Here is a 25,034-nt window from a genome sequence, read left to right as displayed (position 1 = left end):
CATAATTCCTCGCTTTGCGGTATAATTAGGGTTTGTAATTTGTAGTTTGCACATGAAATTGGAGGCAAGACATATTGAATAACTATCCTTTTACATTTGACCCGAAACAACCGTTTGTTCAGCAGGCTAGCGACTGGATTGCGGATGTTTTTTATGAGAAATTACCAGAGGCTGGACTTGAATTGCGGGATGAACAAATATATATGGCTTTTCAGCTGGAACGAGCATACAACGAGAAACAGACCATCTTTGCTGAAGCTGGAGTGGGAACTGGGAAAACGATGGTTTATCTGCTCTATGCGATCTGTTATGCGCGGTACACGCGGAAGCCGGCTGTTATAGCCTGTGCGGATGAATCATTGATCGAACAGCTAGTGAAGCCAGAAGGTGATATTGCTAAGCTAGCCAAACATCTGGACTTTACCATTGATGCTAGACTAGGTAAATCTCCGGACCAATATCTGTGCCTTAACAAGTTGGATGATTTCAGAACGAGTCTGGACGATCAAGATGATGATGAAGTTGCCCAGGAAATCTATAGAAGCCTGCCTAAGTTTGTAAATTCACCGGATACGATGCAATCTTTTCACCCCTATGGGAACCGCAAGGACTATCCGAATCTTAATGATGAGCAATGGAGTAAATTAGGCTGGGACGTATTTCAGGACTGTATGGTGTGCAGTAGACGCCATCGCTGTGGGCAGACCATCTCCCGAGAACATTACCGTAAGTCAACGGATCTGGTTATTTGCTCTCATGACTTCTATATGGAGCACGTATGGACCTATGATGCGAGGAAACGCGAAGGGCAACTGCCTTTGCTGCCTGAACACAGTTCCGTTGTTTTTGACGAAGGCCATCTATTAGAAACAGCTGCACAAAGTGCGCTTACTTATAAATTAAAGCACTCCGTATTTGAAAGTATCGTTATTCGATTACTTGAAGGGGAAGTACGGGAGGAATTAGCTGTTGCTATTGAGGATGCGATCTCACAAAGTGAGCTCATGTTCTCCTCACTAGAAAAGTACAGTCATAGCGTACCTGCTTCAGATCGAAGAGAAATTGACTATAACGAAAAGCTATTGCGGGAAGTAAATCGTTTCCGTGATACGATTGCTGTCGTTGAAGAAGAATTGGTATTTGAAAGTGGAGTTTACTCGTTAGATGAGTATCAACTAAAGATTGTAGAAGAGCATTTGGAGATGATTCATCTCGCATTGGGATTATTCGAAAACCCTGATCGACTTATTTCATGGGTAGAAGAGACTTCGGATGGTTTCCATTTGGTGATCATGCCTAAATTGGTCAAAGAAGTGCTTGAAGAACGCGTATTCTCCAAGAGTATGCCTATCGTGTTCTCTTCCGCTACGCTCTCCTTAAATGGAGATTTTGGTTATATTGCAGACAATTTGGGGATTACCAAATATCTCTCCTTTTCTGTGGATTCCCCATATGACTATCAAGAGAAGATGAAGGTTGTTATACCGAAGCTCATCTCGAATAATCAACAGGCTGAGAAGATAGAGCTGGCTTTCGATCTTTTGCAGAAGTCAGAAGGTAGAGCTTTAATTCTATTTCCTTCCCGCGAGGAAATGGAGCAGTTTAGACAAGATATTATTAGCCATCCGAAAGCTGCGACTTTCCGCTTTATCTTTGAAGGAGCGGGTGAAATTAGCCACCTCATTTCAAATTTCCAGAACGATGAAGCAAGCATATTATGTGCTGTAACCTTATGGGAAGGCCTGGATGTGCCAGGGCCATCACTCTCTCATGTGATGATCTGGTCCTTACCATTCCCTCCAAACGATCCGGTCTTCGCCGCGAAGCGCAAAGATACGCAGTCTCCATTTAATGATGTGGACATGCCTCATATGCTACTTCGCTTTAAGCAAGGGATTGGGCGTCTGATTCGGACTCGCGAGGATCAAGGTGTCGTGACTATCTTTGGAGCAGAGATGAAGGATACGAAAGTTAGAGATAAGATTCTAGAACTACTACCTCAAGGTGTTGAGGTGGAGGAATTGACTCTAGGATAGACAACGATGTCTATGTCTCAGTTAGGGATAAATCAGAAAAACCTTTAAACAAAGGGGTTAATGATTTATCCCTTTTTTATGCTTTTTTAAAGTAGAATACTAATGAGTACAAGTCCTGTTTGAAAGAATTCTTAAAGCATGACATATTAAATGAATGATGTGCTGAGGAGGCCCCTATAAATGACAACAGCAAACAATATAAGCAGAAGTAACAAAGAAGAATCTGATTATGTTAGAAAAAGGCTAATTGAATTCAATGCAGGACATGTACCCGAAGATCTCAATTCCAATTATGAAGAGATTAATCTTGCAATTAAGGATGAGAGTGGTCAAGTTGTTGGTGGAATGAACAGTGTCTTTTGTTGGAACTGGATTGAGGTTGATATTTTATGGGTTGATTAGAATTTTAGAGGTCAGGGTTTGGGATTGAAGTTGCTCATGGAAATTGAAGCGATTGCTAAACAAAAGGGATGTACGTTTATTAAACTTAATACGTTTAGTTTTCAAGCTCCCGATTTTTATAAAAGGTTTGGGTACGATCTAGTTTGTGTTTATGATGATGCTCCGCGCGGGTTTAAACACTATTACTTCAAGAAAGAAATGTAAGACAGCATTAGATTCAGTCAGGTTCCTCGGGGGAATTCCCCCCCTAGGACTGTGAGTTTCAATATAGCTGCCATGATCGAGTTCTATCCTATAACGGGATAGAATTTTTTAATTTAGTGGCATATAATGGACAGATAGGCATGTATTTTGATTTGAGAGAGGGCAGATGCACATTATGAAATTCACCGAGTATAACTACGAACGTCCAGATGTACAAGCATTCGAGTTGAAGTTTAAAGAACTTTTGACTGCATTTAATTCCGCTAATAGTTACGAAGAGCAGGATGTCGTTATGACGAAAATTAACAAACTTCGTAGTGAGTTCGATTCGATGCAGACTATCGTTAGTATCCGCCACTCTATCAATACTACGGATGAGTTCTATAAGGAAGAGAATGACTTTTTTGATGAAGTTGGACCTGTCGTCCAAGAATTCATTAATGATTATTATCAAGCATTAGTTCAATCGAAATTCAGAGCCGAGCTGCAAAATAAATGGGGTGTCCAACTATTTCAATTGGCTGAGTTAGCGCTTAAATCGTTTAGTCCAGAAATTATTGAGGACTTGCAAATGGAGAATAAGCTAACAACAGAATATAAACAGCTTATAGCATCTGCGAAGATTCCCTTCGATGGTGAGGAGCTAACACTTTCGCAAATTTTGCCTTTCACTCAGTCCATCGACCGCGACACTCGGAAGAGAGCTGAGGAAGCAAAGACAGGATTCATGGCTGAGAATGAGGAGCAATTCGATCGCATCTACGACGATTTGGTTAAAGTGCGGACATTGATGGCGAAGAAGCTTGGCTATAAGAACTTCGTCGAACTTGGTTACGCAAGAATGTCCCGTACGGATTACAACGCCGAGATGGTAGCTAATTTCCGTGATCAAGTTGCAAAATATATTGTACCCGTCACAACGAAGTTGAAGGAACGTCAGCGGGGCCGGATTGATGTGGATCAATTGTATTATTATGATGAGAACATTAGTTTCAAATCAGGTAATGCGATTCCTAAAGGCGATCCGGATTGGATCGTAAAGAATGGTGAGAAGATGTATGCTGAGCTATCACCGGAGACGAATGAGTTCTTCACTTTTATGCAAGAGAACGAGCTAATGGATCTGGTGAGTAAGAAAGGCAAGGAGAGCGGTGGTTATTGCACGTATATTAGCGAGCACGGTGCACCGTATATTTTCTCCAACTTTAATGGGACTTCGGGTGACATTGATGTCTTGACACATGAAGCGGGCCATGCCTTCCAAGTGTATGAGAGTAGAAGCTTCCAAGTGCCGGAATATAGTTTCCCAACTTATGAAGCTTGTGAAATTCATTCTATGAGCATGGAATTTTTCACTTGGCCTTGGATGGATCTCTTCTTCAAGGAAGATGCAGATAAGTATCGTTTTGATCATCTAGCAAGTTCACTAATCTTCATTCCTTATGGTGTAACAGTGGATGAATTCCAGCATTTTGTCTATGAGAATCCGGATGCTACACCTGCAGAGCGGAAGAAGGCTTGGCGTGAAATAGAGTGTAAATATTTGCCGCATCGCGATTATGCAGATAACGAATACTTGGAACAAGGTGCTTTCTGGCACAAACAAGGCCATATCTTCAGCACCCCATTCTATTACATTGATTATACACTTGCACAAATTTGTGCCTTCCAATTCTGGAAGAAGATGCACGAAGACCGTGAAGCAGCATGGGCCGATTATTTGAACCTTTGCCGTCAAGGTGGAAGTAAGTCTTTCACCGAATTGGTAAAAGTGGCCGGACTGATCTTGCCGTTTGAGGACGGCTGTGTAACGTCAGTTATCGGCAGCATCGAGAGCTGGCTTGACAGCGTGGATGATACAGTTCTCTAACTAACATGATATTGAGCGTACGTTGTGAAGGCAGACACCCGGAGAATGTAGCGGGTGTCTGCTTTCTATATATGAAAATCTTCTAGAGAGAAGGAGTGACCATATGATTACCTATAAAGTACTGAGTGAATTTCCAATAAAGGATGTCTCTGAGCTCTGGAACAAAGCGTTCGAAGGATATATAGTGAACGCAACTATGCCGCTGGATCGCTTCATTACACGAGTAGCAAGTGAAGGGTTATCGCTTGAGCATTCGTTTGCGTGTTATGTGAACGGTGAACAAGCGGGGATCGTGATGGGAGGGTTCCGCGAGGTTTCCGGTAAGAAAGTAGCATGGAATGGTGGAACGGCTGTTGTTCCAGCATTTCGTGGCAAGGGCATAGGCAAAGCAATGATAGCTCGGAATCTTGAGTTATACGCGGAGCTAGTAGTGGATGTAGCCTATTTGGAAGCGATAAGTACAAACGAGTCAGCGATTCGGTTATATGAAACCATGAACTATGAGCTTGTTGATCGACTTATTTTATTATCGAATGAACATATGTTGGATATGAGAGGTTGGTCATCACATTCATACACAGTGACAAGAGGGTTAGCCGTAGAAGTTGGAACATTACCTTTCTACACCCCCGGTGAAGTGTGGCAATCGCAGCTGCCGAGCCTTAAGGATGGTGAGAGTGTCACTGTTTACGATGGAGATGAGGCAGTTGGGTACGGGTTATTTCGGCGTTCATTTGATTCTTATGGCAACTTAGTAGGAATTACTCTCCTTCGATGTGAAACAGCGCCTAATCGGTTGGATCGGGAATCTATCGTTAGGGCAGCACTACGGGAAATATGGCAACCTACCCAGAATTGTAAGCGAACAGCGCATAATATCCGTGCTTCAAATCGCATTTTGATCGAATTGTTAGATCAGTTAGGGTTCAGTGTATTTATGGAGCAAGTGTTGATGGTACATCATTTGAACAAATAAGAGATAGAGGCTATGAAGGGGGCATATTATGACTAAGAATAATAAGGTATTACAATTATCCATACTTTTAGTCTGCGCGATTGTAGTAATCGTCGTAATAGGTCCATTTAAGAAGGATCAGCCTCTTCAGTCGGGCGAGAATGCACAAGGGCAAGCGTTCGCCAGTATTCCAGAAGAATCCGTAGGAAGTGAGGAAGTACAACAGTCCAGCGGGGGGGCCATATCTCTTGAACAAGTGAAAGAGTTACTTATGAAACAAGGGATTAATGGAGAGCTTTATTGGGAGGCACTTTCCTATGAAGAGGTTGAACTAGATGGAGATGATGAACCGGAAGTTGTAGCTGCAATTGATGGTGGATCACATTTAGGTGCTTTTTTTATTATTGATAAAACATCTTCTGGTGATTATAGTTTAATTTTTGATGAAAGTTGGAAGGTAGCATCGCTAAATTTCGGTGCACCTATTGAGATAGCGGAAAAGCAGTTGTTCCAAGTGATAGAAGTGACGGGTGGTTCCGGAGTTAGCGTTCAGATAGCTCATTTATTGGAGATTCAGAATGGGGAAGTTATTGAAGCTTGGCAAGGTACTTTGAAAGATATGAATGCGATGTTTGGTGGCAACTATTACGTAGTTGCGGGTAGCTTCCAGATCGTAAATGATATTTTGTATGCCTGGGAAACACGAAGTGAACTAGAAGATGATACAGTAACGGTTAAAGGGAAGCCTACAACAACGGTTAAAATGTATACTTATAATGGGACTCAGTTTATCGAACAAAAGTAGGATACGCTGAGCCCGATGAAAGTAACTGTCTAAGAAAGGAATTGGTTGTATAGAAGACTTTTATGGTATTGTAATACAACAATCGCTTAAAGATCACAAGATTGCCAATATTTTAGATATCGTGGCACATAAAATGATCGGTAGTTGGGATTTTTTATTTGTTAGAGTTAGAGAACAGCAATTACATGAAACGATTGTTGAACTCCAAGCTAATATGATTGATGTAAACTTGGATTGTTGGTATAACCATTTCTTTAAAAACGATACTCTGGTTGTTGTATATCAAGATCATGTATTTCAAACCACAGTAGATTCGCAGACTTGGGATGACGTTGTTCAATATGGTCTGGATCATGGAATACCAATAGAGCAATTAGATTTTAATCCAAGAACACTGCGTGAATGTTGTGATTTTTTTCAAATAGAAATGACTTAAAACTAAAACTACATACGATGCTTCTTAGCGGTTGCTTTGAACGGGAGGGACAGAAATGATTATAGAGAATGTAACTTTATTGACCAGTCACCTTCAGGATCTGAAACTTTTTTATACGAATACATTAGAATGCACCCTGTTAGAAGATGATAGTGAGCACTTTGCAGTAAAGATAGGTTCGACAAACTTAATATTTAAGCTTACAAATCAATACGAGGAACCCTTTTATCACTTAGCAATTAATATTCCTGAGAATCAGTTCCGTGAGGTAAAAGAATGGGTTTCTACCAAAGTTCCTCTAATCAAAGAGGATGGTGCCGATGAGGTTTTCTTTGATTCATGGAATGCTGATTCAATTTATTGTGAAGATCCCTCAGGTAATATTGTAGAGTTCATAGCTCGGCACAATCTTGGCAATAGTACTACTCATTCATTTTCTGCGAAGGATTTCATTTGTATAAGTGAAGTTGGAATTGTTGCGGATGAAGTCACTCCACTAGCTAGGAAGCTAAATGAGATGGGGATATCGCATTGGAGAGAGGGTAGTGAAGGTTTTGCTCCGCTGGGAGACGAGCATGGGCTGTTGATTGTGGTAAAGAAGGATCGAGAGTGGTACTTCTCGAATCATAAGAAAGCTAGACTCTTTCCAGTTGAAATATCTATAAAAGATATAGGAACTATAAGATTTGTAGAAGGAGATGTCATGCTTAGAGATGACTGAGTCAATCGTATCGATCCAATCGGTTATGTGGTTATTTCTAGCTACCTTTATGATCCATGATTTTGAAGAAATCATATTCGTGGAGTATTGGATGAAGAGAAATTACCCCAAAATGAGTAATAAAATTCCGGGGCCAGCAAGCAAGCTAGTCAAGAACATGTCAGAAGTAACATCAGCGCAATTTGCAGTAGCTGTGTATCTAGAGTTTATCGTATTTGTGCCTGTTACTTATCTAGCCGTGGAACATCAAAACTACATATTCTTTATCGGCTTTAATGCGCTATTATTCATCCATGTATTTACGCATCTGGGGCAGTCCATCTTCCTGAAATCGTATACTCCAGGAGTGGTAACTGCGCTCTTCGTTACTTTGCCATATTCGATTTACTTGTTCAATAGAATGATAAGTGAAGGGCTTGTATCGTTTAAAGAAGTTCTTATTTATGCACCTGTAGGGTTATTGCTGCTTCCTTTGGTCATGTTAGGACATAAATTAGGGAAAATGGTGATTCGTGATTAGGTAGCGAGGAGTTATTAGATGGAGAACACAGAAAGATTGTTGAGGATTGTAGAAAAGAGCCCGATCTTAATGCAAGTTTTTGAACATATGAAGGAACTCGGGTTAGAAACGTACTATGTAGGGGCAGGTTGTATTGTACAAACTGTCTGGAATGACCTCACGAACCGGCCCTTAAATTATGGAATTAGTGATATTGATATTGTATATTTCAATGATACCGACCTTTCATATCGCGCTGAAGATGAGATGATTACGCGGGGGAAAAAACTACTCACAGATATCCCCATTCAGATCGATATGAAGAACCAAGCCAGGGTACATCTATGGTATGAAGAAAAGTTTGGTACAGCTATTAAGCCATACCATACAATTGAATCTGCAATAGATACTTGGCCAACAACGGCCACATCACTGGGGTTAAGACTTGACCATACTCAGAATTGGACGTTATATGCACCGTTTGGATTAGACGATCTTTTTAATATGGTAATTCGGCCTAATAAATCTTTAATTAGTGAAGCTGTATACAAATGCAAGGTGAAGAAATGAACAGCCAAGTGGCCTGAATTAGAAGTGGTTAAATGGGATCAAGAATAAAAAGATGAACGATTACAGATAATCTAACGCTGAATTAGTTTAACATTTAAAAGAATAGTAGGAGATAATAATGCAAACCCAAATAGTCCCTTATGAAGAAAAGTACCATGATAAATTGGTAGATGTTTGGCATAGAGCAGTGTGCCAGACCCACACTTTTTTAGCAGAAGACGATATTCAGTTTTATCATCACATGGTTCAAAATGGTGCATTAAAGGAGGTTGAGCTCTGGGTAGAATTACACGAAGATCAAGAACCGCTTGGATTTATTGGCCTTGATGGAACAAGAATAGAGATGTTATTTGTTGATCCAAAGTACCATGGGCAGGGAATAGGATCTCATTTAGTGAAACATGCAGGAGAGCTCAAAGGGAATAAACTGCAAGTTGACGTCAACGAACAAAACGAACAGGCTTATGCTTTTTACAAGCGATATAATTGTGTACTGATAGGGCGCTCTGAACTAGATGGATCAGGCAAACCATTTCCCTTACTACACCTAGAGCTTACATTATGAAGTTAACTTAGCAAACAAAACAGTCATTGATTTTGCTAACAATCTGTTGCTTGACTAATATATACTAATCATGTACTGTAAATAAAATTAAATAATGAAAAGCTTTGACCAAGACCAAAGAGTTTAATATATCGTCGTACAGAGAAGAAACCCACGGGCTGAAAGGTTTCTTGAAGCGAGTGAACTTTAACCTATCTTGTGAGCTGTGATGGAATTTACTTTCCATTACCGGTGTAAGCCGTTATCTTAATAAGGACTGCTTACATATACAATGTTACTGCGGTCAAATATAGGGTGGTATCACGACACATTCGTCCCTGACGAATGTGTCTTTTTGTTTTTTTGAACAACTTATTATAGGGGGGATTGTTCATGCGACAAAGTACATTATTTCATAATACATTACGTGAATCACCGTCTGACGCAGAGGTAGTTAGTCACCAGTTGATGTTACGCGCAGGATTTATCCGGCAATTAGCTGCGGGAATTTATACCTATATGCCACTCGGCAGACGGGTACTCCGCAAAGCAGAGCAAATCATACGGGAGGAAATGGACCGGGTTGGTGCTCAAGAATTGTTAATGCCAGCAATGCAACCTGCCGAGCTTTGGAAAGAGTCGGGACGATATTCCCAATATGGTCCAGAGTTAATTCGATTAAGAGACCGACATGATCGAGAATTTGCACTAGGACCAACACATGAAGAAGTCATCACTTCTTTAGTGACAAATGAAATTAACTCCTACCGCAGATTACCTGTAACCTTGTACCAAATTCAGACTAAGTTTCGTGACGAACGACGTCCGCGTTTTGGGTTACTTCGAGGTCGCGAATTTCTAATGAAAGATGCCTATTCGTTCGATACAGATTGGGAAGGTTTAGATAGATCTTATTGGAATATGTTTCATGCTTATCAACGGATTTTCACTAGACTTGGAATCAACTTTCGCGCGGTTGAGGCAGATGCAGGGACTATTGGGGGCGAAGGTGGAACACATGAATTTATGGCATTGGCCGATATTGGCGAAGACACGATTGCAGCTTGTACATGCTGTGATTATGCTGCAAATCTAGAAAAAGCGGAATCTGGAGCTAGTGATATATCAGATGGTCAAATGATCTCTGTCAATGACAAGGATGTAGAGAAGTTCTATACTCCTGAGATTAGGACGATTGAACAACTTGTCCAGTCGCTACAAATCAGTCCTATGGATATCCTCAAAACGGTTGTATTTATAGCCGACGATAAAGTAGTTGCTGTTGCTGCCAGAGGTGATCATGAGATCAATGAAATTAAAGTGAAGAATTATCTGGGGGCTCAGGACATTGTAATTGCTGATTCGGAAGCATTGGCGAAAATTTCTGGTGTGGCAGTTGGGTTTATAGGGCCTATGGATTTACCATTTCCAGTATTAATTGATCACACTGTAACTCATATGACGAGTGGTATAGCAGGTGCTAATGAGTTAAATCATCATGTTCGTAATTTATATCCTAAACGTGATTTGGAGCTTACAAATGTGGGGGATTTCCGTAATGTAACTGAGGGTGAGAAATGTCCACGCTGTGAGGAAGGGATATTAAAATTCAATCGAGGTATTGAAATTGGTCATGTTTTCAAACTGGGAACCAAGTACAGTGAGCACCTAGGCGCCAATTTCTTAGATCCATCTGGTAAGGAACAGACAATGATTATGGGTTGCTATGGAATTGGAGTCTCGCGGATACTCTCTGCCGTGATTGAGCAGAACCATGATGAAAATGGGATCATTTGGCCAACGACACTAGCGCCGTTTCAAGTTCATCTCATTCCGATTTCTATGAAAGATGACAAACAAATGGATTTAGCTCAGAAGGTGTATCATATTTTACTTGAGAACGGCATTGAAGTGTTGATGGATGATAGAGATGAACGTCCAGGTGTAAAATTCAAAGATTCAGATTTGAGCGGGATTCCAATAAGAATCATAGTGGGTAAAGATGCCGAGCAAGAGCATGTTGAATTTACCCTGCGGAATCAAAACAAGAAAGAGTCACTCCATGTTGATGATGCTATTGCACGAATTATTGAATTGGTGAAGAGTAGTCATTAATTTCCTTTATTTATCAGGGCTCATCCCTGAAAGGTGCATAGAAGATACAAGAAGGCATGTCTGCACATTCGCAGGCATGCCTTCTGTTGCTTGAACTTGATACAACTATTCTAACTTATCTAGATAGGATTGAAGCTGTTCTTGGATTTGCTCTAATCTTGATTTATCTTGGTCAGATAAACGATCTTGATGGAATTTTCCCTTTGCATCGACGGCCTTAACAGAGATCTCCTTACTCTCATCAAGTAGGTTAACAAATAGGGAGAGTTCCTCTTCGCTTAATACTTTTTCAGCTTTGTCTAGATCAAGATAAACCGAATTAGGGTTACGATTTGTCTTTGATGATGCTTGCTCACTTAATTTGTTGAACAGGGGCTCCAGGGATGTAATCAACTTTGTATATTGTTGTTGTTCATCTACACTTAATTGGTCTGGGTGAAGCGTACCTTCAGAATCTGCGATCTTTAGATTAAATTCACCTAATTGTTTAAGCAGGGACATAAACACCGTGAATTCTTCTGTGCTTAATAGTTGTTTGGATTCTTGGAGTTTAGATTCGAGTTTCTCATATGCTTCAATTGTACCGCCTATCTGGGCAACATTTTGTTGTGATCCGTACATGAAGTCAGCTAGATAATTGTAAGCAGCAAATGCTCCAGTAGGTATAAGTAGAGCAGCCACAATGATACATGATAATAACCACTTTTTCATTCTTTTTCCTCCTTGTTTTACGGTAACTTGATTCATTATTCTTTCTTTCAGTTCCGGTGAAGCCGACAAATCAGTACTTTTTTGCTGAAGTGCTGATCGTAACGTATCTTCAAGATTCATGAAGGTTCTCCACCTTTCCCATAAAAATACTAGTATTGTTCTGTTTATGGCGTAACTTCTGCAATGCAGCGTGAATACGAGATTTTACGGTTCCCAGAGGAATATGCAAAATACCCGCCACCTCTTCTTGCGAATATTCATTTAAATAGTGCAAGATCACGACTTGTTTTAATTTAAAAGGTAATTGTTCTACGGCGACTATCAGAGAGTGATTGGATAATTTGTCGACTAGTTCATTGGAGAAGTCACGGGCTACAGGGTCCTCATAGTTTTGAGCTTTTTTAGTTGTCCGGAGATGCGTCCATCTCTTTCTTCGATAAGTTTGAATCTGTCGCATGACGAGGCCCATTAACCAAGGGCGAAAATTTCTGCTAACGTCAAATTGTCCCAGAGACTTGTGCACTTGAATATAAATCTCTTGAACGACATCATCAACATCAGATGGATCTCCAACGAGGAAATGCACGGATTTGAATACATCTTGAATGGTGATTTCGTATAGTTCACTGTAGGCTTCACGACTACCGGCTAGCGTAAGCGCAATGAGCTTGGTATATTCTTGTGGTTGTTTCAACCGCCATTCCCCCTTTGGTATTACACAGTATATTGGTCAGTATGGAAAATATCGTTCGATTTATTTTTGATACAGAGATTGATTTACTAGTATTGATTCTGAATAGTTAATAAATTCTTAATTTTTAATGGTTTAATGTATAGTATATTAGAGTAGGTTAAAATACAAAGACTAATCTTCGAATGGAAAAGGGAAGGGAGAATTTGATGGACAGCATTATAGCAATCATTAAATCAATCATACTTGGAATTGTGGAGGGCGTAACCGAATTTTTGCCCGTGTCTTCTACAGGGCATCTGATTATCTTCGAACAATTAATGGGCTTTTCAGGTACACATCCAAATTTTGTTGAGATGTACACTTATGTAATTCAACTTGGAGCTATACTGGCAGTTGTAATTCTCTATTGGCGTAAAATAAAAGATACCCTTGTAAATTTCTCTCCTAAAAAGGTAGGATATGAAAAATCGGGGTTTAAATTTTGGCTAATGATTGTAATTGCTTGTATTCCTGGGGGTGTCTTCGGGATACTATTTAACGATATGGCTGACAAATACTTATTCACTCCAGTTGTCGTTGCTTTCACATTGTTTGGCGGTGGGATCTGGATGATGTATGCGGAATCGAAGTTTAGAAATAACAACCTTAGTGAAGACCGTGAACTGAACGTAACTGTAAAGCAAGCCATTATTATCGGGTTGTTTCAATGTTTAGCTATTATACCGGGGATGTCACGTTCAGCTTCAACCATTATCGGTGGTTGGGTTTCGGGGCTTACTACTGTAGTAGCGGCTGAGTTCTCATTCTTCTTAGCCATCCCAGTTATGGTTGGTATGAGTTTTCTGAAGATCATGAAGATGGGTGGCTTTTCCGGCCTTTCATCAGAAGAACTCATTTCGCTGGCGACTGGTTTTATCGTTTCATTTATCGTAGCTTTAGCCGTTATCAAGAAGTTTATCGCTTACTTGCAAAAGAAACCAATGAAGGTTTTTGCCATCTACAGAATGATCTTCGCTATTGTGGTTTTGGCAGCCGGCATTGCAGGAATATTTAAATAAGAGGTTATATTAGAATTGAATTCATGAAGAAGCAGCTCATTAGGGCTGTTTTTTCATTGGGTTCTTTCCCTCAAACATGAGAATGAGAATTACCAGTTTAGAGCAATGCTAATAGACAGGGGAATGGAGGAGTGTTCTTATGAATGATAAAATCGAGATTCACAAAGTGAATTCTATTGAACCCTCGCAGCTTGAGCAGTTAACTGAACTACTAATTAGTGTAGTGGAAACAGGAGCTTCCATTGGTTTTCTTCCCCCTTTAAGCAAGGATGAGGCCATAAACTATTGGCATAAAGTCATCGAACCAGGGGTTATTCTATGGGTAGCAATGCAGAATGATAGCATTGTTGGAACGATACAATTACAATTAGCCCAGAAACAAAACGCTCGTCACAGAGCAGAAATTGCTAAATTAATGGTACATCCAGAATATCGAAGAATGGGCATAGCGCAATGGCTAATGCAAACAGCAGAGGAGCAAGCAAGAACTGAGAGTAGGACACTGTTAGTATTGGATACTAGAGCAGGTGATCCCTCTAACCATCTGTATCTTTCCTTTGGTTATACTGAAGCTGGACGAATTCCAAACTACGCCGAGTCAGCTGATGGAACATTGCATGAAACGGTTTATTATTATAAGCAAATTGGATAGAGATTTCACTTATCAAAATAGAAAATTAAACCTATCAAATCGACCCTTAGATTTCTAATCTTTGGGTCGATTTATTTTATGGCATATTGTGGTAATATTACATGAAGTAATAGTTGTCGAGATGGGGAGAGAGATTGAATGAGCCAGAAAATAAAAAAAAAAATTTGGTAAAGATCAACCATAGTTTATTGGCTATAGCTGTTGGAATGATTAGTTGTATGCTTCTTGTTGTGTCACTATATTATTTGTTTTCAAATGATAAGATAACAACGATGTGTTTAATTCTGTCCTTTTTATTTTCCCTTATAGGAGTGAGTGTAGGGATTTATTCATACGATGATCAGAAAGGATGTTTACAAAATATACTGGCTGTGTTGGCTGTTGTTATTTCAGGAGTACCCATGATACTCGTATCATTATTTCTAACTGTCAGGTTATTGATAATCTAACTATTAAGGAGCAAATATCATACCATGAACAATCCAATTCAAATTTACCAAGCAACAATTGTGGACTTAGATCAGTTAGTACCCATTTTTGATCAGTATCGAGTATTTTATCATCAAGCCTCAAATCTCGAGGGAGCGCGGAAGTTCTTGTTCAGTCATTTTGAACATCAGGAATCGATCGTATTTATAGCTAAGGATAACGTTTCTGGTCAATGTACTGGCTTCGCTCAATTATATCCTGTATTCTCGTCCATTTCGATGAAGAAAGCTTGGATCCTAAATGATTTATTTGTATCAGAGGGATACCGTAAACAGGGGATTGCTAAGATGCTATTAACTGGCGTGTCGGACTTTGCTCGCCTTACTAAGGCTAAGGGAATTGAATTAAGTACGGCATTGGATAACAAGGGTGCACAAAGGCTGTATGAACAATTTGGCTTTACCAGAGATGAAGAATATTATCATTATTACTTGTCGTTGTAAGATGACAGAACAACAAGGCATGGGAACAAGTATCTATATAAGATGAAGTATAGAATGATGATATAGCGGAGCGTTCGCCTTTGTCCCCGAATTTCAACCATAACAGTTCAATCACGAAATTTGGGGGACAACAGCGATCGTAAGAATTTTTCGCTCTCGGAGCCTATCAGCACAATGATTATTTCAACTTGTCTAGTTGAGTGGAGGTTTTTGAATGAGAAAGATATGGTTTGTTATCATACTTATTTTAATTTTTTTGGTTGGCTGTACCACTGAAAAAGTAAAACCAATACCGTCCCCAATGCCGTCACCAACATCAACACCAACACCAACACCAACACCAACACCAGTACCGGATAAAGAAATTAATCAGCCACAAGTTGAGCAAGATCCAGTTGAGCAAGTGAAACCAGCAATAGATACAAGTAAATTAGGTAAAGTCTTTGGTTTTGCTGGGGTAAAGGGTCAACAAATCCTCGTAACGGGTTTGGGTACGGGCCAGGAAGATCTTATGTCACCACTGAATATAGCAATAGGTGCAAATGGTGAGATTGTGCCCATTAAATATTTGGAGTGGCAGGAAGGCAATGAAGAGCTAAATAACGGAAGAGATCTTTCGATCAATATGACTAATATGCCCGGGTATCTTTTTACTGTGGAAGAAGGATTAGCTCAGGAGGATCAAACTTATTATCTGATCAATGATGCGCAATTTGACACAGGGGCTTTATTGGCGATTCAAGTGAATAATGAACTTGTTAGCGATGAGCAACTCTTGAGCCAATTGCAAGCTATCCATGATCGTAAGATAGAACAGGCTTGGAATCTTGCTGAAATTGAAGATACGAATGAACTCTATTTGGTACATTTCGAAACGCTAGGAGGAGAACATTTATTCAGTCTTGTTCTGAAACGGGGGGATAAGTTTATTGTAAAAGACTATCCAGAGACCCAGAAAGAAACTACCTCCGTATGGCGTGTTGATGATGGTGGTGAAATATCGGCGGATAATTTTTCATTTATGTTCGCAGTGAACACGAATGATGGAATTTTATTAAGCTTGAACTGGTGGGGGGTTGAGGGTGTGAATTCCATATTCTTGTTGGAACAGGATCAAATATTAAAGGAACTAGAAACAAGATACGGTCGTTATACATTCCCTATATAACGAACGAGGATAAGACGGTTATTAGCTTTCATCAAGAAAAGTTGCAGGATGCGATGGTCAGAGAGGATATGAAACAATATTGGGAGGTTGTAGTGAACAGGATTATGGAACTAGAGATGAGTATGTCATCTGCCAAATAAATGAAAATAACTATTGGGCTTTCCCTTGAGGAGTTTATTATCTTATAATTTGCAGTAATATCCAAATGCCAAACCCGATAAGTACAACAGCGGAAAGACGGTTGATGAGACGAAGGGAGTATGGGCTGAGCAAGGTTTTACGAAACAGGCTTACTCCTATACTAAGCAGAATCCACCATAAGGCTGATCCCAGAAAAACTCCACTAACGAGTCCCATAATCTGTGTGCCACTGCTATTTGGGACAGTTAGCCCGGTTGCTGCAAATATGCTTGCAAAGGAAACGATGGTCATGGGATTAGCAAGAGTAAGGAGGAAAGTAGAGGCAAAAGAGCCTAGAAGATGTTGCTCCGAAGACTCTATTGATTGAGTAGTTTTACGAAAAAATGTGGAAAGGCCTAAATAACAAAGAAATATACCACCACAGAGTCGTATGAAATCTAAATATTGAAGCAGAAATGAGGAAGCTGCAGTAACACCGAGCCCGGCGATAACACCATAGCAGGCATCTGCTGTGGCAACACCGAACCCGGCAGCAACCCCAGCCCCTCTGCCACCTGATAAAGTAGAACGAATGCAGACCATACTGATAGGACCCATGGGGGCAGCAATCGACAGCCCCAAGAGTATACCTTTTAATATAGTAGAGGGGTCCATGTATATCTCTCCTTCAATCTAAGTTCATCTTACTCTTCCTTTAATGTGGAAAGAATGATGACCGTACTTGTTTTCGATACACCTGGAATACTCTTTAACGAAACTGAGATGAATTCTTCTAGTGCTGAAATATCCGGGACGGCTACTTTAAGCATGTAATCATATTCACCAGCTAGGTGATGACACTCAAGAACATGGATAGACTTGATAATGGTTGCCCTGAAATTATCTACATTTTCAGTTCTGTCAAGCATGACGGATACATAAGCCATTTGAGCTTGACCCATGACATTACGATTCAGCTTCAATGTAAATTGTTCAATTACCCCCTTTTCTTCCAGCTTTCGAATTCTATCAGATACGGATGGGACGGATAGATGAATACATTTGCTAATGTCAGAACTGGTCATACGGCCATTTTGCTTCAAAAGTTCGATGATTTGGGTATCTAAAGCATCCATAATACAACCACCTTTCTATGTAAGAGATACAATGTTAATTATTAAGTCAATTATAGTATTTTGTTGAAAGTATTTGTTGAAATATTCAAAAACACTAAAAATTTTAATTAATTAACATATATTACTTTGATATTTTATGTGTTGTGCGATAGAAAAGCAAACAAACTTAATAGATTTAAGTGAACTTGGAAAATAGGCTATACTGAAACTAGTGAATGAATGAGAAAATTTAGGAGGTAACGATAAGGTATGGAGGAAAAAGAACAATTGCTACATCAATTCCATGATTGGGTAAATTTTGTACATATGCTAAAAGACAGGGATGCAGGTTTATGGAACTCTCCAATCACCGAGGGAAAATGGGCCGTTCGGGATGTAGTCAGTCATATTATGCATTGGGACAAGTATTTCCTAAATGAGGCGATTATGAAGATTGCTGAGGAGGGACGGGTAGCAACTCAGCATCAAGATTTCGATGAGTTTAACGAGCAAGCGCGGCAAATCGGGCGGCAGGTAAATATCAATGCATTGGCGGAGCAATCCATCCAAGTACGGGAGCAGATCATTCAGCAGATCTCTTCCATGTCTCAAGAGCAGTATGAAGGCGTATATATGGATGATGATGGCAATGATTTTGGTTTATCACAATATTTGCAGGATTTCATTTGGCATGAGCAACATCATATGAAACAAATCATGGACTTATTGGAACTCAATTTTCAGAACTAAAGGGGGGACTAACATGAAAGTATCAGTCATCTTGGGACATCCGTACGATAAAAGCTTTAATCATGCTATAGCGGAGAGGGCAGTGTCAATATTAGAACAGAATGGCCATCAAGTTTCCTTTCACGATCTATATCAAGAACAATTTAACCCTATCATCTCCGCACAGGAGCTCGTTAGTGACAAAACGGATGATCCATTAGTTCAATTGCATTGCGATGAGATTAAAGAAGCCGACGGCATTATTATCATTCATCCTAATTGGTGGGGACAACCTCCGGCGATCCTAAAGGGTTGGGTTGATCGAGTTCTACGTCAAGAAGTGGCCTATACTTTCGATGCAGGGGATAGTGGGGGAGGACTTCCAATCGGGCTGTTGAAGGCAAAGGTTGGGGTTGTTTTCAATACTTCCAACACCCCTGAGGATAGGGAGTTGAATGTCTTTGGAGATCCATTGGAGAAGATTTGGAAGTCATGTGTGTTTGATTTTTGTGGACTGAATCATGTCGTAAGAAGGATGTATTGTGTTGTTGCAGATAGTACATCCGAAGAACGAGCTGCGTGGTTAGAAGAAACCGCGAATATGATTACAGAACATTTTCCAAAGGAGTGACCATGATTCATTATTCAGTAATGACAAAGGAACAAGCACACAAATTAAGTGAGGTCGATCGCTCCGAGAAAATTGACTTTATTTATGAATGTCTAGGCGGTATCATACATGAAATTGAAGCCGGTCATGAATGTGCTACTTGGGATGAACAGTTGATGAAAGAATTGCAGGAGAGGTTTGTGTATGAATTAGAACATGGCGGGATGGGAATTGGAGCTTTTGATGGAGATACGCTCGTCGGATTTGGCGTCTTGGCCAACCGTTTTAGAGGAGATCTCCAAGATCGCTTACAAGTGGATCTCATGTATGTATCGCGAAATTATAGAAGACAAGGAATTGGAACACGCATTATTAATGAACTCAGCCAAGAAGCCCGCAATAGAGGGGCCAAGTATTTATATATTTCTTCAACTGAGACGAGATCAGCGGTTTACTTCTATAAAAGCAATGGTAGTGAACTAGCGGAAGAAGTGGATTCAGAACTGTTTCAGAAAGAACCTCTAGATATCCACATGACTATTAAGCTATAAGACATAATGGGTTTGTAAGTTTGAAATGTTCATAAATAGTATATATATTAAGGGCGATGCCACGGGCAACGCTCTTTTTGCATATTATGAATTGTAACTGCTCGTTCCATTCTCTAAGAACACTCTGTTATAATGGATAAGTTAAATCAAACGATACGGGGTGTAAAATAGATGAGAAATTATTTGGATTTATTGCAGGATGTTCTAGAGAATGGAACGCAGAAGGAAGATCGGACAGGTACAGGAACACGATCTGTCTTTGGGCGGCAATTACGGTTTGATCTAAGCAAGGGATTTCCTCTGGTCACTACAAAACGGATTCACTTGAAATCAGTCGTTCACGAACTCCTCTGGTTCCTTAAAGGAGATACAAATATTTCATATTTAAAAGAGAACGGCGTGCGAATTTGGGACGAGTGGGCAGATGAGAACGGTGATCTTGGTCCAGTATATGGATCACAGTGGCGTTCATGGGAATCGCCGGATGGTCGGAAAATTGACCAAATTGCCAATGTGGTAGAGGCAATCAAGAACAATCCAGACTCTCGACGTCATCTCGTTAGCGCATGGAATGTGGCTGAAGTTGATAATATGAAGTTGCCTCCGTGTCATTTTGTATTCCAATTTTATGTGGCAAATGGCAAGCTATCCTGTATGTTAACCATGCGTTCAGTAGACACTTTCCTTGGGTTGCCGTTCAATATTGCCAGCTATGCGCTACTCACACATATGATGGCACAGCAGTGTGGACTCGAAGTCGGTGAGTTTGTTTGGTCAGGTGGAGATGTACACATTTATTCTAATCATCTGGAGCAGGTTAAGACTCAATTGGAACGGGAGCCATTTGCTCTTCCAAACCTAGTGATCAAGCGGAAACCTGATTCTATTTTTGACTATGTATATGAGGATTTCGAATTTGAAGGTTATGAGCATCATCCTGGAATCAAGGCACCAGTAGCTGTTTAATATTACGGAGAGGGGCAATTCCAATATGGGAGTATCACTGATATGGGCTATGTCCAGAAACGGAGCGATAGGCCGGAATAACCAGTTACCTTGGAGATTACCTGCTGATTTGAAATTTTTCAAAGAGAATACCACTGGGAAGACAATGATTATGGGCCGGAAAACTTGGGAATCTATGGGCAGTAAGCCACTCCCTAATCGGCGAAGCATTGTTCTGACTGCGGATAGATCTTATCAGGCTGAGGGAGCGGAGATTGTCTATTCCGTTGAAGAGGCTATGGAATATGCCAAGGATCAAGAATTGATGATTATTGGCGGAGCGGGTGTGTTTCAGCACTTTATTCCGTTAGCTGATCGGTTATATGTAACCCGGATCGATGAAGATATCGAAGGGGATGTCTTCTTCCCGCATTTCGATTGGAAAGAATTTGAATTGATTCATGAAGCACAGGGAATTCGTGATGAGAAGAATCCTTATGATTACTGTTTTCTTACCTATAATCGTCGTTAACAAAACGTGTTTTAGTGCAAAATATCATAGTATTAATCCATTAATAACTTTCTTCCCGAATGCTAACATCAAGTTACACTGATTAGTTAACGGATGGGGGAAAGTTACAATGTCTACACCAATGGGTTTTATGGAATTCAAGCGACAACTACCGGGTGACCGGAGCCCGTCCGAACGGGTCCATGATTGGGAGCAATTTCATAAGCATATGTCGGATGAGGAACTGCGGACACAAGGGTCCCGTTGTATGGATTGCGGAACACCTTATTGTCACACAGGGATTGATATGATAGGTGGTACTTCTGGTTGCCCGGTGCATAATCTGATTCCTGAATGGAATAATTTGATTTACCGGGATATGTGGAGAGAAGCACTGGATCGTTTGCATAAGACCAACAATTTTCCTGAGTTCACAGGAACGGTTTGTCCTGCTCCTTGCGAGGGGTCTTGTACAGTTGGCTTGATCGGTAATCCAGTAGCGATCAAGACAATTGAACAAGCAATTATTGATCGAGGTTTCGAGGAAGGTTGGGTAGTTCCTGAGCCACCGGAGAAACGTACCGGACGGAAGGTGGCTGTCGTTGGTTCAGGACCAGCAGGCCTTGCAGCTGCAGCGCAGCTCAACAAGGCGGGTCATGAAGTGACGGTCTATGAGCGGTCTGACCGTATCGGTGGATTGCTAATGTATGGTATTCCGACAATGAAGTTGGACAAAGCTGTTGTTCAGCGACGTGTGGATCTGTTGGCGGCAGAAGGCGTGAATTTTATAACGAATACAGAGATCGGTAAGGATATTCCGGCTCAGCAACTCGTGGATGAATTCGATGCGGTCGTTCTATGCGGCGGAGCAACGAAGCCTCGTGAATTTAATATTGAGGGTAGTCATTTGAAGGGCGTTCATTATGCTATGCCATTCTTGACAGGTACCATTAAGAGCTATCTCGACTCAGGACTAAGTGACGGTAACTTCTTATCCACGCAAGACAAAGATGTGATTGTTATTGGTGGTGGGGATACAGGTTCGGACTGTGTGGCAACTGCATTACGTCATGGTTGTAACAGCATCACACAGTTTGGTACACATACCAAAGCACCTATGGAACGGGATCAACTTCAGAATCCATGGCCACAGTTCCCCAATGTTTATACACTGGCTTATGCGCATGAAGAAGCCAAGGCATTGTTTGGGAACGACCCGCGTGAGTTTTCGATCATGACTACACGGTTTGTCGGAGACGAAGAGGGGCACTTGAAGGAACTGCATACGATAGATATCGAGCGAATTGTTGATGAATTGGGTCGCAAAATATATCAACCTATTCCAGGAACTGAACGTATCTTCCCGGCACAATTAGCCTTAATCGCCATCGGTTTTGATGGACCTGAATCAACGATCATCGAAGAGCTGGGGCTTGCACAGGATCGCCGGAGTAATGTGAAGGCACGGTATGGAAAATACACGACGAACACGGATAAAGTATTCGCTGCTGGAGATATGCGGCGTGGACAAAGTCTCGTCGTATGGGCCATTCATGAAGGGCGTGAAGTAGCTCGTGAAGTAGATAAATATTTGATGGGTGCTTCGGTATTACCATAAGAGAAGACTCATTTTGACAAAAAATATGGTATAATAGAGTTTAGCTACAGAGCTGCGCGGTGCGCGGCTCTTTATTTTTTGAGGTTTATGAGAGGACTTTCTTCTGTTCAGAACGACGAGGTAGTTTCACTTAAGATCTACAGTTTTATGAAGAAAAGGGGCGCTTGTGAAGATGAAAACGCTCGTTATTGCCGAGAAGCCGGATATGGGGCGAACCATAGCTGCCGTAATCGAGCCAAAGGCGAAGAACAATCGGTCTTATTTAGAAGGTGACCATTATATTATTACTTGGGCGATTGGCCATCTACTAGGATTGGCTGAACCGGACGCTTATGATGTCAAATATAAGAGATGGAATTTCGGAGATCTGCCTATTTTGCCTGAGGCATTTAAGATTGTGCCTAATCCGAGGACGATTGACCAATTGAAGATTATTGGAGACGTGGCGAAACGCTGTGATGCCATCGTGAATGCATGCGATGCTGGGCGTGAAGGGCAGTATATATTTGCACTAATTCAGCAGCAATTAGGACTTAACCAACCAGTAAAAAGATTATGGATTTCCGATCTGACAGCAGAGAGCATAGCTAAAGGATTCGATGGACTCCATGATAGTTCAGAATTCGAGAACCTGACGATGGCTGCTAGAGCTCGGAGTGAAGCCGACTGGCTTATCGGAATGAATGCATCGCGTGCGTTCACGACAAAACATCGTACATTGTTGTCTGTGGGACGTGTGCAGACCCCCGTACTTGCACTTATTTATGACCGTCAAAAGGAAATCGAAAGTTTCGATTCGCTTTCTTACTATGAGATCAAGGCTGAGTTCGAACAGACTGGCCGTAAGTATATGGGAACATGGCAGGGAGATCGATTGACAGATGGAGAGAAGGCGAAAGCGCTAGCTGATAAAGTGCGTGGTCGCGAGGGAATGATCTCCGAGTATGATGTCAAAGATACGAAAGAGTACCCTTATAAGCTGTATGACTTGACGCTATTGCAGCGTGAAGCCAATGCGAAGTATGGCTATTCGGCGAAGAAGACGCTTGATTTGGCACAAGCGCTTTATGAGAAACATAAGGTGATCTCTTATCCGCGGACAAGCTCCAACTATGTTACGGAACAGAATATCGATGGGATGCATAAGACTCTACATATGCTAAGGTCTACTTCGTATAAGGAATTGGCTGAGGGAGCAAGTCCTGGGCTCGTTCATGTAAACAACAAGTCCGTATGTAATCCGACCCGTGTGGAAGATCACCATGCGATTCTACCTACCCTAAAGCGGGGTGCGAATCTGAGCGCAGATGAGCAGAATATCTATGATCTGGTGATTCGGCGGTTCTTGTCGCATTTCTATCCACCGGCTGAATATAAGCAACATACGGTGCTGACATTAATAGAAGAAGAGACGTTTAAGACTAACGTGAAGGAATTGTTGTCTCTCGGCTGGAAAGTATGTCAACCTGGCGATGATAGCAATAAATCTTCTGGACGTAGTAAGAAGAAAGACGAGGAAGAGGATACGGAAGAGCTTGTAAGCGAGCCGTTCCAAATCGATAAGGATCAGCCTGTTCTCTGCCTAGAAGCAGAGGCTAAAGAGAAAGCTACGCAGCCGCCTAAGGCATTTACCGAAGGTACCTTGCTTAGAGCTATGGAGAGCGCTGGTAAGCAGTTAGAGAACGAGGAACTGCGTGATGCCATGAAAGATGCGGGGTTGGGGACACCGGCCACTAGAGCGGCAACGATTGAGCGCCTTAAGAATGTGGGATACATTACGATGCAGGGCAAAAGGATCATCGTAACGCAGAAAGGTCGTATGGCCATTGAGCTAATACGTCATGCAGGTGTTGAGTTATTGACCTCTCCTGAAATGACAGGACAATGGGAGCGTAGACTGTATCAAATATCCAAAGGCGAAGCCGCTCGTGAGAAATTTATGGATAATGTGAAGAAATTTACGCTGTCTATTATCGAAAAAGTACGGATTCAGCCCAAAGCTGACGCTTCCTTGTTCGAAACGGAAGAAGAAGAGAAGAGTAAAAGTAAGGGCAGCCGTGGAAACTCTACATCGACGAAACAAGGGAAGAGCGCTGGTGATAGTTCTGGATCGACTCCGCGTTCTAGGGCTTCTACTACCAAGGATTCCACTACCAAATCTTCTTCTACATCGGGAGTCCTGACACCACTTGCTCCATGTCCACGTGAGAATTGCGGTGGTCAGCTCATTGAGGGCCGCAAGGGTTTTGGATGTACTCATTATAAACAAGGCTGTGGCTTTGTGATTTGGAAGGAATTCTCCGGTAAGAAAATCTCGGAAGCGATGCTGAGAACATTGCTGGAGAAGGGACAGACGCAGCTCCTGTCATTCAAAGATCCTGAAGGGGATTTCAAGGCCCGAATAGTTCTTGCGAATCGAATAACTGGTCAGCTTGAATTGCAGAAGACCGACGGTTGAGAAAG

At 41.2% G+C, this 25,034-nt stretch carries 25 protein-coding genes and 1 pseudogene; 22 read left to right on the top strand and 4 right to left on the bottom strand.

The genetic code is table 11. From position 1 onward, the window contains the following. The first annotated feature begins 74 nt into the window (after positions 1 to 74). The 11 genes and pseudogenes from NST85_RS16620 to NST85_RS16570 all read left to right on the top strand — a co-directional run bounded on the left by NST85_RS16620 (position 75) and on the right by NST85_RS16570 (position 11,157). Complete coding sequence (locus NST85_RS16620) at positions 75 to 2,036, top strand: ATP-dependent DNA helicase (RefSeq protein ID WP_341189851.1); 1,962 nt, start codon at positions 75 to 77, stop codon at positions 2,034 to 2,036. Positions 2,037 to 2,216: 180 nt separating this feature from the next. Next, a pseudogene (locus NST85_RS16615) lies at positions 2,217 to 2,642 on the top strand (GNAT family N-acetyltransferase). Between the two features lie 175 nt (positions 2,643 to 2,817). Next, on the top strand, positions 2,818 to 4,512 hold the full coding sequence (locus tag NST85_RS16610; RefSeq protein WP_341189850.1) for a M3 family oligoendopeptidase: 1,695 nt from the start codon (positions 2,818 to 2,820) through the stop codon (positions 4,510 to 4,512). Positions 4,513 to 4,615: 103 nt separating this feature from the next. Continuing rightward, the gene (locus tag NST85_RS16605; protein ID WP_341189849.1) at positions 4,616 to 5,488 is read left to right on the top strand and encodes a GNAT family N-acetyltransferase; all 873 of its coding nucleotides are present in this window, start codon (positions 4,616 to 4,618) and stop codon (positions 5,486 to 5,488) included. Positions 5,489 to 5,516: 28 nt separating this feature from the next. After that, complete coding sequence (locus tag NST85_RS16600; RefSeq protein WP_341189848.1) at positions 5,517 to 6,272, top strand: hypothetical protein; 756 nt, start codon at positions 5,517 to 5,519, stop codon at positions 6,270 to 6,272. Positions 6,273 to 6,393: 121 nt separating this feature from the next. After that, on the top strand, positions 6,394 to 6,708 hold the full coding sequence (locus tag NST85_RS16595) for a hypothetical protein (RefSeq protein WP_341189847.1): 315 nt from the start codon (positions 6,394 to 6,396) through the stop codon (positions 6,706 to 6,708). Between the two features lie 55 nt (positions 6,709 to 6,763). After that, positions 6,764 to 7,429: a VOC family protein gene (locus tag NST85_RS16590; protein ID WP_341189846.1), complete on the top strand. Its 666-nt coding sequence runs from the start codon at positions 6,764 to 6,766 to the stop codon at positions 7,427 to 7,429. Further along, positions 7,422 to 7,949, top strand: a complete 528-nt coding sequence (locus NST85_RS16585; protein WP_341189845.1) for an HXXEE domain-containing protein — start codon at positions 7,422 to 7,424, stop codon at positions 7,947 to 7,949. Before NST85_RS16590 ends, NST85_RS16585 begins: the two co-directional genes overlap by 8 nt. 18 nt (positions 7,950 to 7,967) lie before the next feature. Beyond that, positions 7,968 to 8,498, top strand: coding sequence for a nucleotidyltransferase family protein (locus NST85_RS16580; protein WP_341189844.1), 531 nt, complete (start codon positions 7,968 to 7,970; stop codon positions 8,496 to 8,498). Positions 8,499 to 8,616: 118 nt separating this feature from the next. Then, positions 8,617 to 9,063, top strand: coding sequence for a GNAT family N-acetyltransferase (locus tag NST85_RS16575; protein WP_341189843.1), 447 nt, complete (start codon positions 8,617 to 8,619; stop codon positions 9,061 to 9,063). A 372-nt stretch (positions 9,064 to 9,435) separates the two neighbouring features. Beyond that, positions 9,436 to 11,157 carry a proline--tRNA ligase gene (locus NST85_RS16570; protein WP_341189842.1) on the top strand — a complete coding sequence of 574 codons (1,722 nt, stop codon included), beginning with the start codon at positions 9,436 to 9,438 and terminating at the stop codon, positions 11,155 to 11,157. A 105-nt stretch (positions 11,158 to 11,262) separates the two neighbouring features. On the opposite strand, the gene NST85_RS16565 is transcribed toward NST85_RS16570, so the two are convergent. Next, on the bottom strand, positions 11,263 to 11,988 hold the full coding sequence (locus tag NST85_RS16565) for a DUF3600 domain-containing protein (protein WP_341189841.1): 726 nt from the start codon (positions 11,986 to 11,988) through the stop codon (positions 11,263 to 11,265). Then, a complete protein-coding gene (locus tag NST85_RS16560) occupies positions 11,978 to 12,562 on the bottom strand; it encodes a sigma-70 family RNA polymerase sigma factor (RefSeq protein WP_341189840.1) in 585 nt (194 codons plus the stop codon). Before NST85_RS16560 ends, NST85_RS16565 begins: the two co-directional genes overlap by 11 nt. A 206-nt stretch (positions 12,563 to 12,768) precedes the next feature. On the opposite strand from NST85_RS16560, the gene NST85_RS16555 reads away from it, so the two are divergent. The 4 genes from NST85_RS16555 (at position 12,769) to NST85_RS16540 (ending at position 16,372) form a co-directional block, all read left to right on the top strand. Next, on the top strand, positions 12,769 to 13,620 hold the full coding sequence (locus NST85_RS16555; RefSeq protein WP_341189839.1) for an undecaprenyl-diphosphate phosphatase: 852 nt from the start codon (positions 12,769 to 12,771) through the stop codon (positions 13,618 to 13,620). A gap of 139 nt (positions 13,621 to 13,759) precedes the next feature. Continuing rightward, positions 13,760 to 14,272: a GNAT family N-acetyltransferase gene (locus NST85_RS16550; protein ID WP_341189838.1), complete on the top strand. Its 513-nt coding sequence runs from the start codon at positions 13,760 to 13,762 to the stop codon at positions 14,270 to 14,272. Positions 14,273 to 14,757: 485 nt separating this feature from the next. Next, entirely contained in the window at positions 14,758 to 15,204 is a 447-nt protein-coding gene (locus NST85_RS16545; RefSeq protein ID WP_341191124.1) for a GNAT family N-acetyltransferase, read from the top strand. A gap of 214 nt (positions 15,205 to 15,418) precedes the next feature. Further along, the gene (locus NST85_RS16540; RefSeq protein WP_341189837.1) at positions 15,419 to 16,372 is read left to right on the top strand and encodes a hypothetical protein; all 954 of its coding nucleotides are present in this window, start codon (positions 15,419 to 15,421) and stop codon (positions 16,370 to 16,372) included. Positions 16,373 to 16,549: 177 nt separating this feature from the next. Here NST85_RS16540 and NST85_RS16535 read toward each other — a convergent pair whose 3' ends face one another. Continuing rightward, entirely contained in the window at positions 16,550 to 17,167 is a 618-nt protein-coding gene (locus NST85_RS16535; protein WP_341189836.1) for a LysE family translocator, read from the bottom strand. Between the two features lie 29 nt (positions 17,168 to 17,196). Next, entirely contained in the window at positions 17,197 to 17,628 is a 432-nt protein-coding gene (locus NST85_RS16530) for an Lrp/AsnC family transcriptional regulator (RefSeq protein ID WP_341189835.1), read from the bottom strand. 249 nt (positions 17,629 to 17,877) lie between these two features. On the opposite strand from NST85_RS16530, the gene NST85_RS16525 reads away from it, so the two are divergent. From NST85_RS16525 to NST85_RS16495, 7 genes are all read left to right on the top strand, one after another. Continuing rightward, positions 17,878 to 18,357 carry a DinB family protein gene (locus NST85_RS16525; protein ID WP_341189834.1) on the top strand — a complete coding sequence of 160 codons (480 nt, stop codon included), beginning with the start codon at positions 17,878 to 17,880 and terminating at the stop codon, positions 18,355 to 18,357. Positions 18,358 to 18,370: 13 nt separating this feature from the next. Next, positions 18,371 to 18,967, top strand: a complete 597-nt coding sequence (locus tag NST85_RS16520) for an NAD(P)H-dependent oxidoreductase (protein ID WP_341189833.1) — start codon at positions 18,371 to 18,373, stop codon at positions 18,965 to 18,967. Positions 18,968 to 18,969: 2 nt separating this feature from the next. Then, a complete protein-coding gene (locus NST85_RS16515; protein ID WP_341189832.1) occupies positions 18,970 to 19,497 on the top strand; it encodes a GNAT family N-acetyltransferase in 528 nt (175 codons plus the stop codon). Positions 19,498 to 19,668: 171 nt separating this feature from the next. Then, entirely contained in the window at positions 19,669 to 20,463 is a 795-nt protein-coding gene (gene thyA, locus NST85_RS16510) for a thymidylate synthase (RefSeq protein ID WP_341189831.1), read from the top strand. Positions 20,464 to 20,488: 25 nt separating this feature from the next. Continuing rightward, a complete protein-coding gene (locus NST85_RS16505) occupies positions 20,489 to 20,974 on the top strand; it encodes a dihydrofolate reductase (RefSeq protein ID WP_341189830.1) in 486 nt (161 codons plus the stop codon). Between the two features lie 109 nt (positions 20,975 to 21,083). Further along, complete coding sequence (locus NST85_RS16500; protein ID WP_341189829.1) at positions 21,084 to 22,571, top strand: glutamate synthase subunit beta; 1,488 nt, start codon at positions 21,084 to 21,086, stop codon at positions 22,569 to 22,571. A gap of 172 nt (positions 22,572 to 22,743) precedes the next feature. Beyond that, entirely contained in the window at positions 22,744 to 25,029 is a 2,286-nt protein-coding gene (locus tag NST85_RS16495) for a type IA DNA topoisomerase (protein ID WP_341189828.1), read from the top strand. The last annotated feature ends 5 nt before the right edge of the window (positions 25,030 to 25,034 follow it).

This window comes from Paenibacillus sp. FSL K6-2524 (genome assembly GCF_038005525.1).
Taxonomy (GTDB): Bacteria; Bacillota; Bacilli; order Paenibacillales; family Paenibacillaceae; genus Fontibacillus; species Fontibacillus anaericanus.
This window is presented reverse-complemented; position numbering and strand designations above follow the sequence as displayed.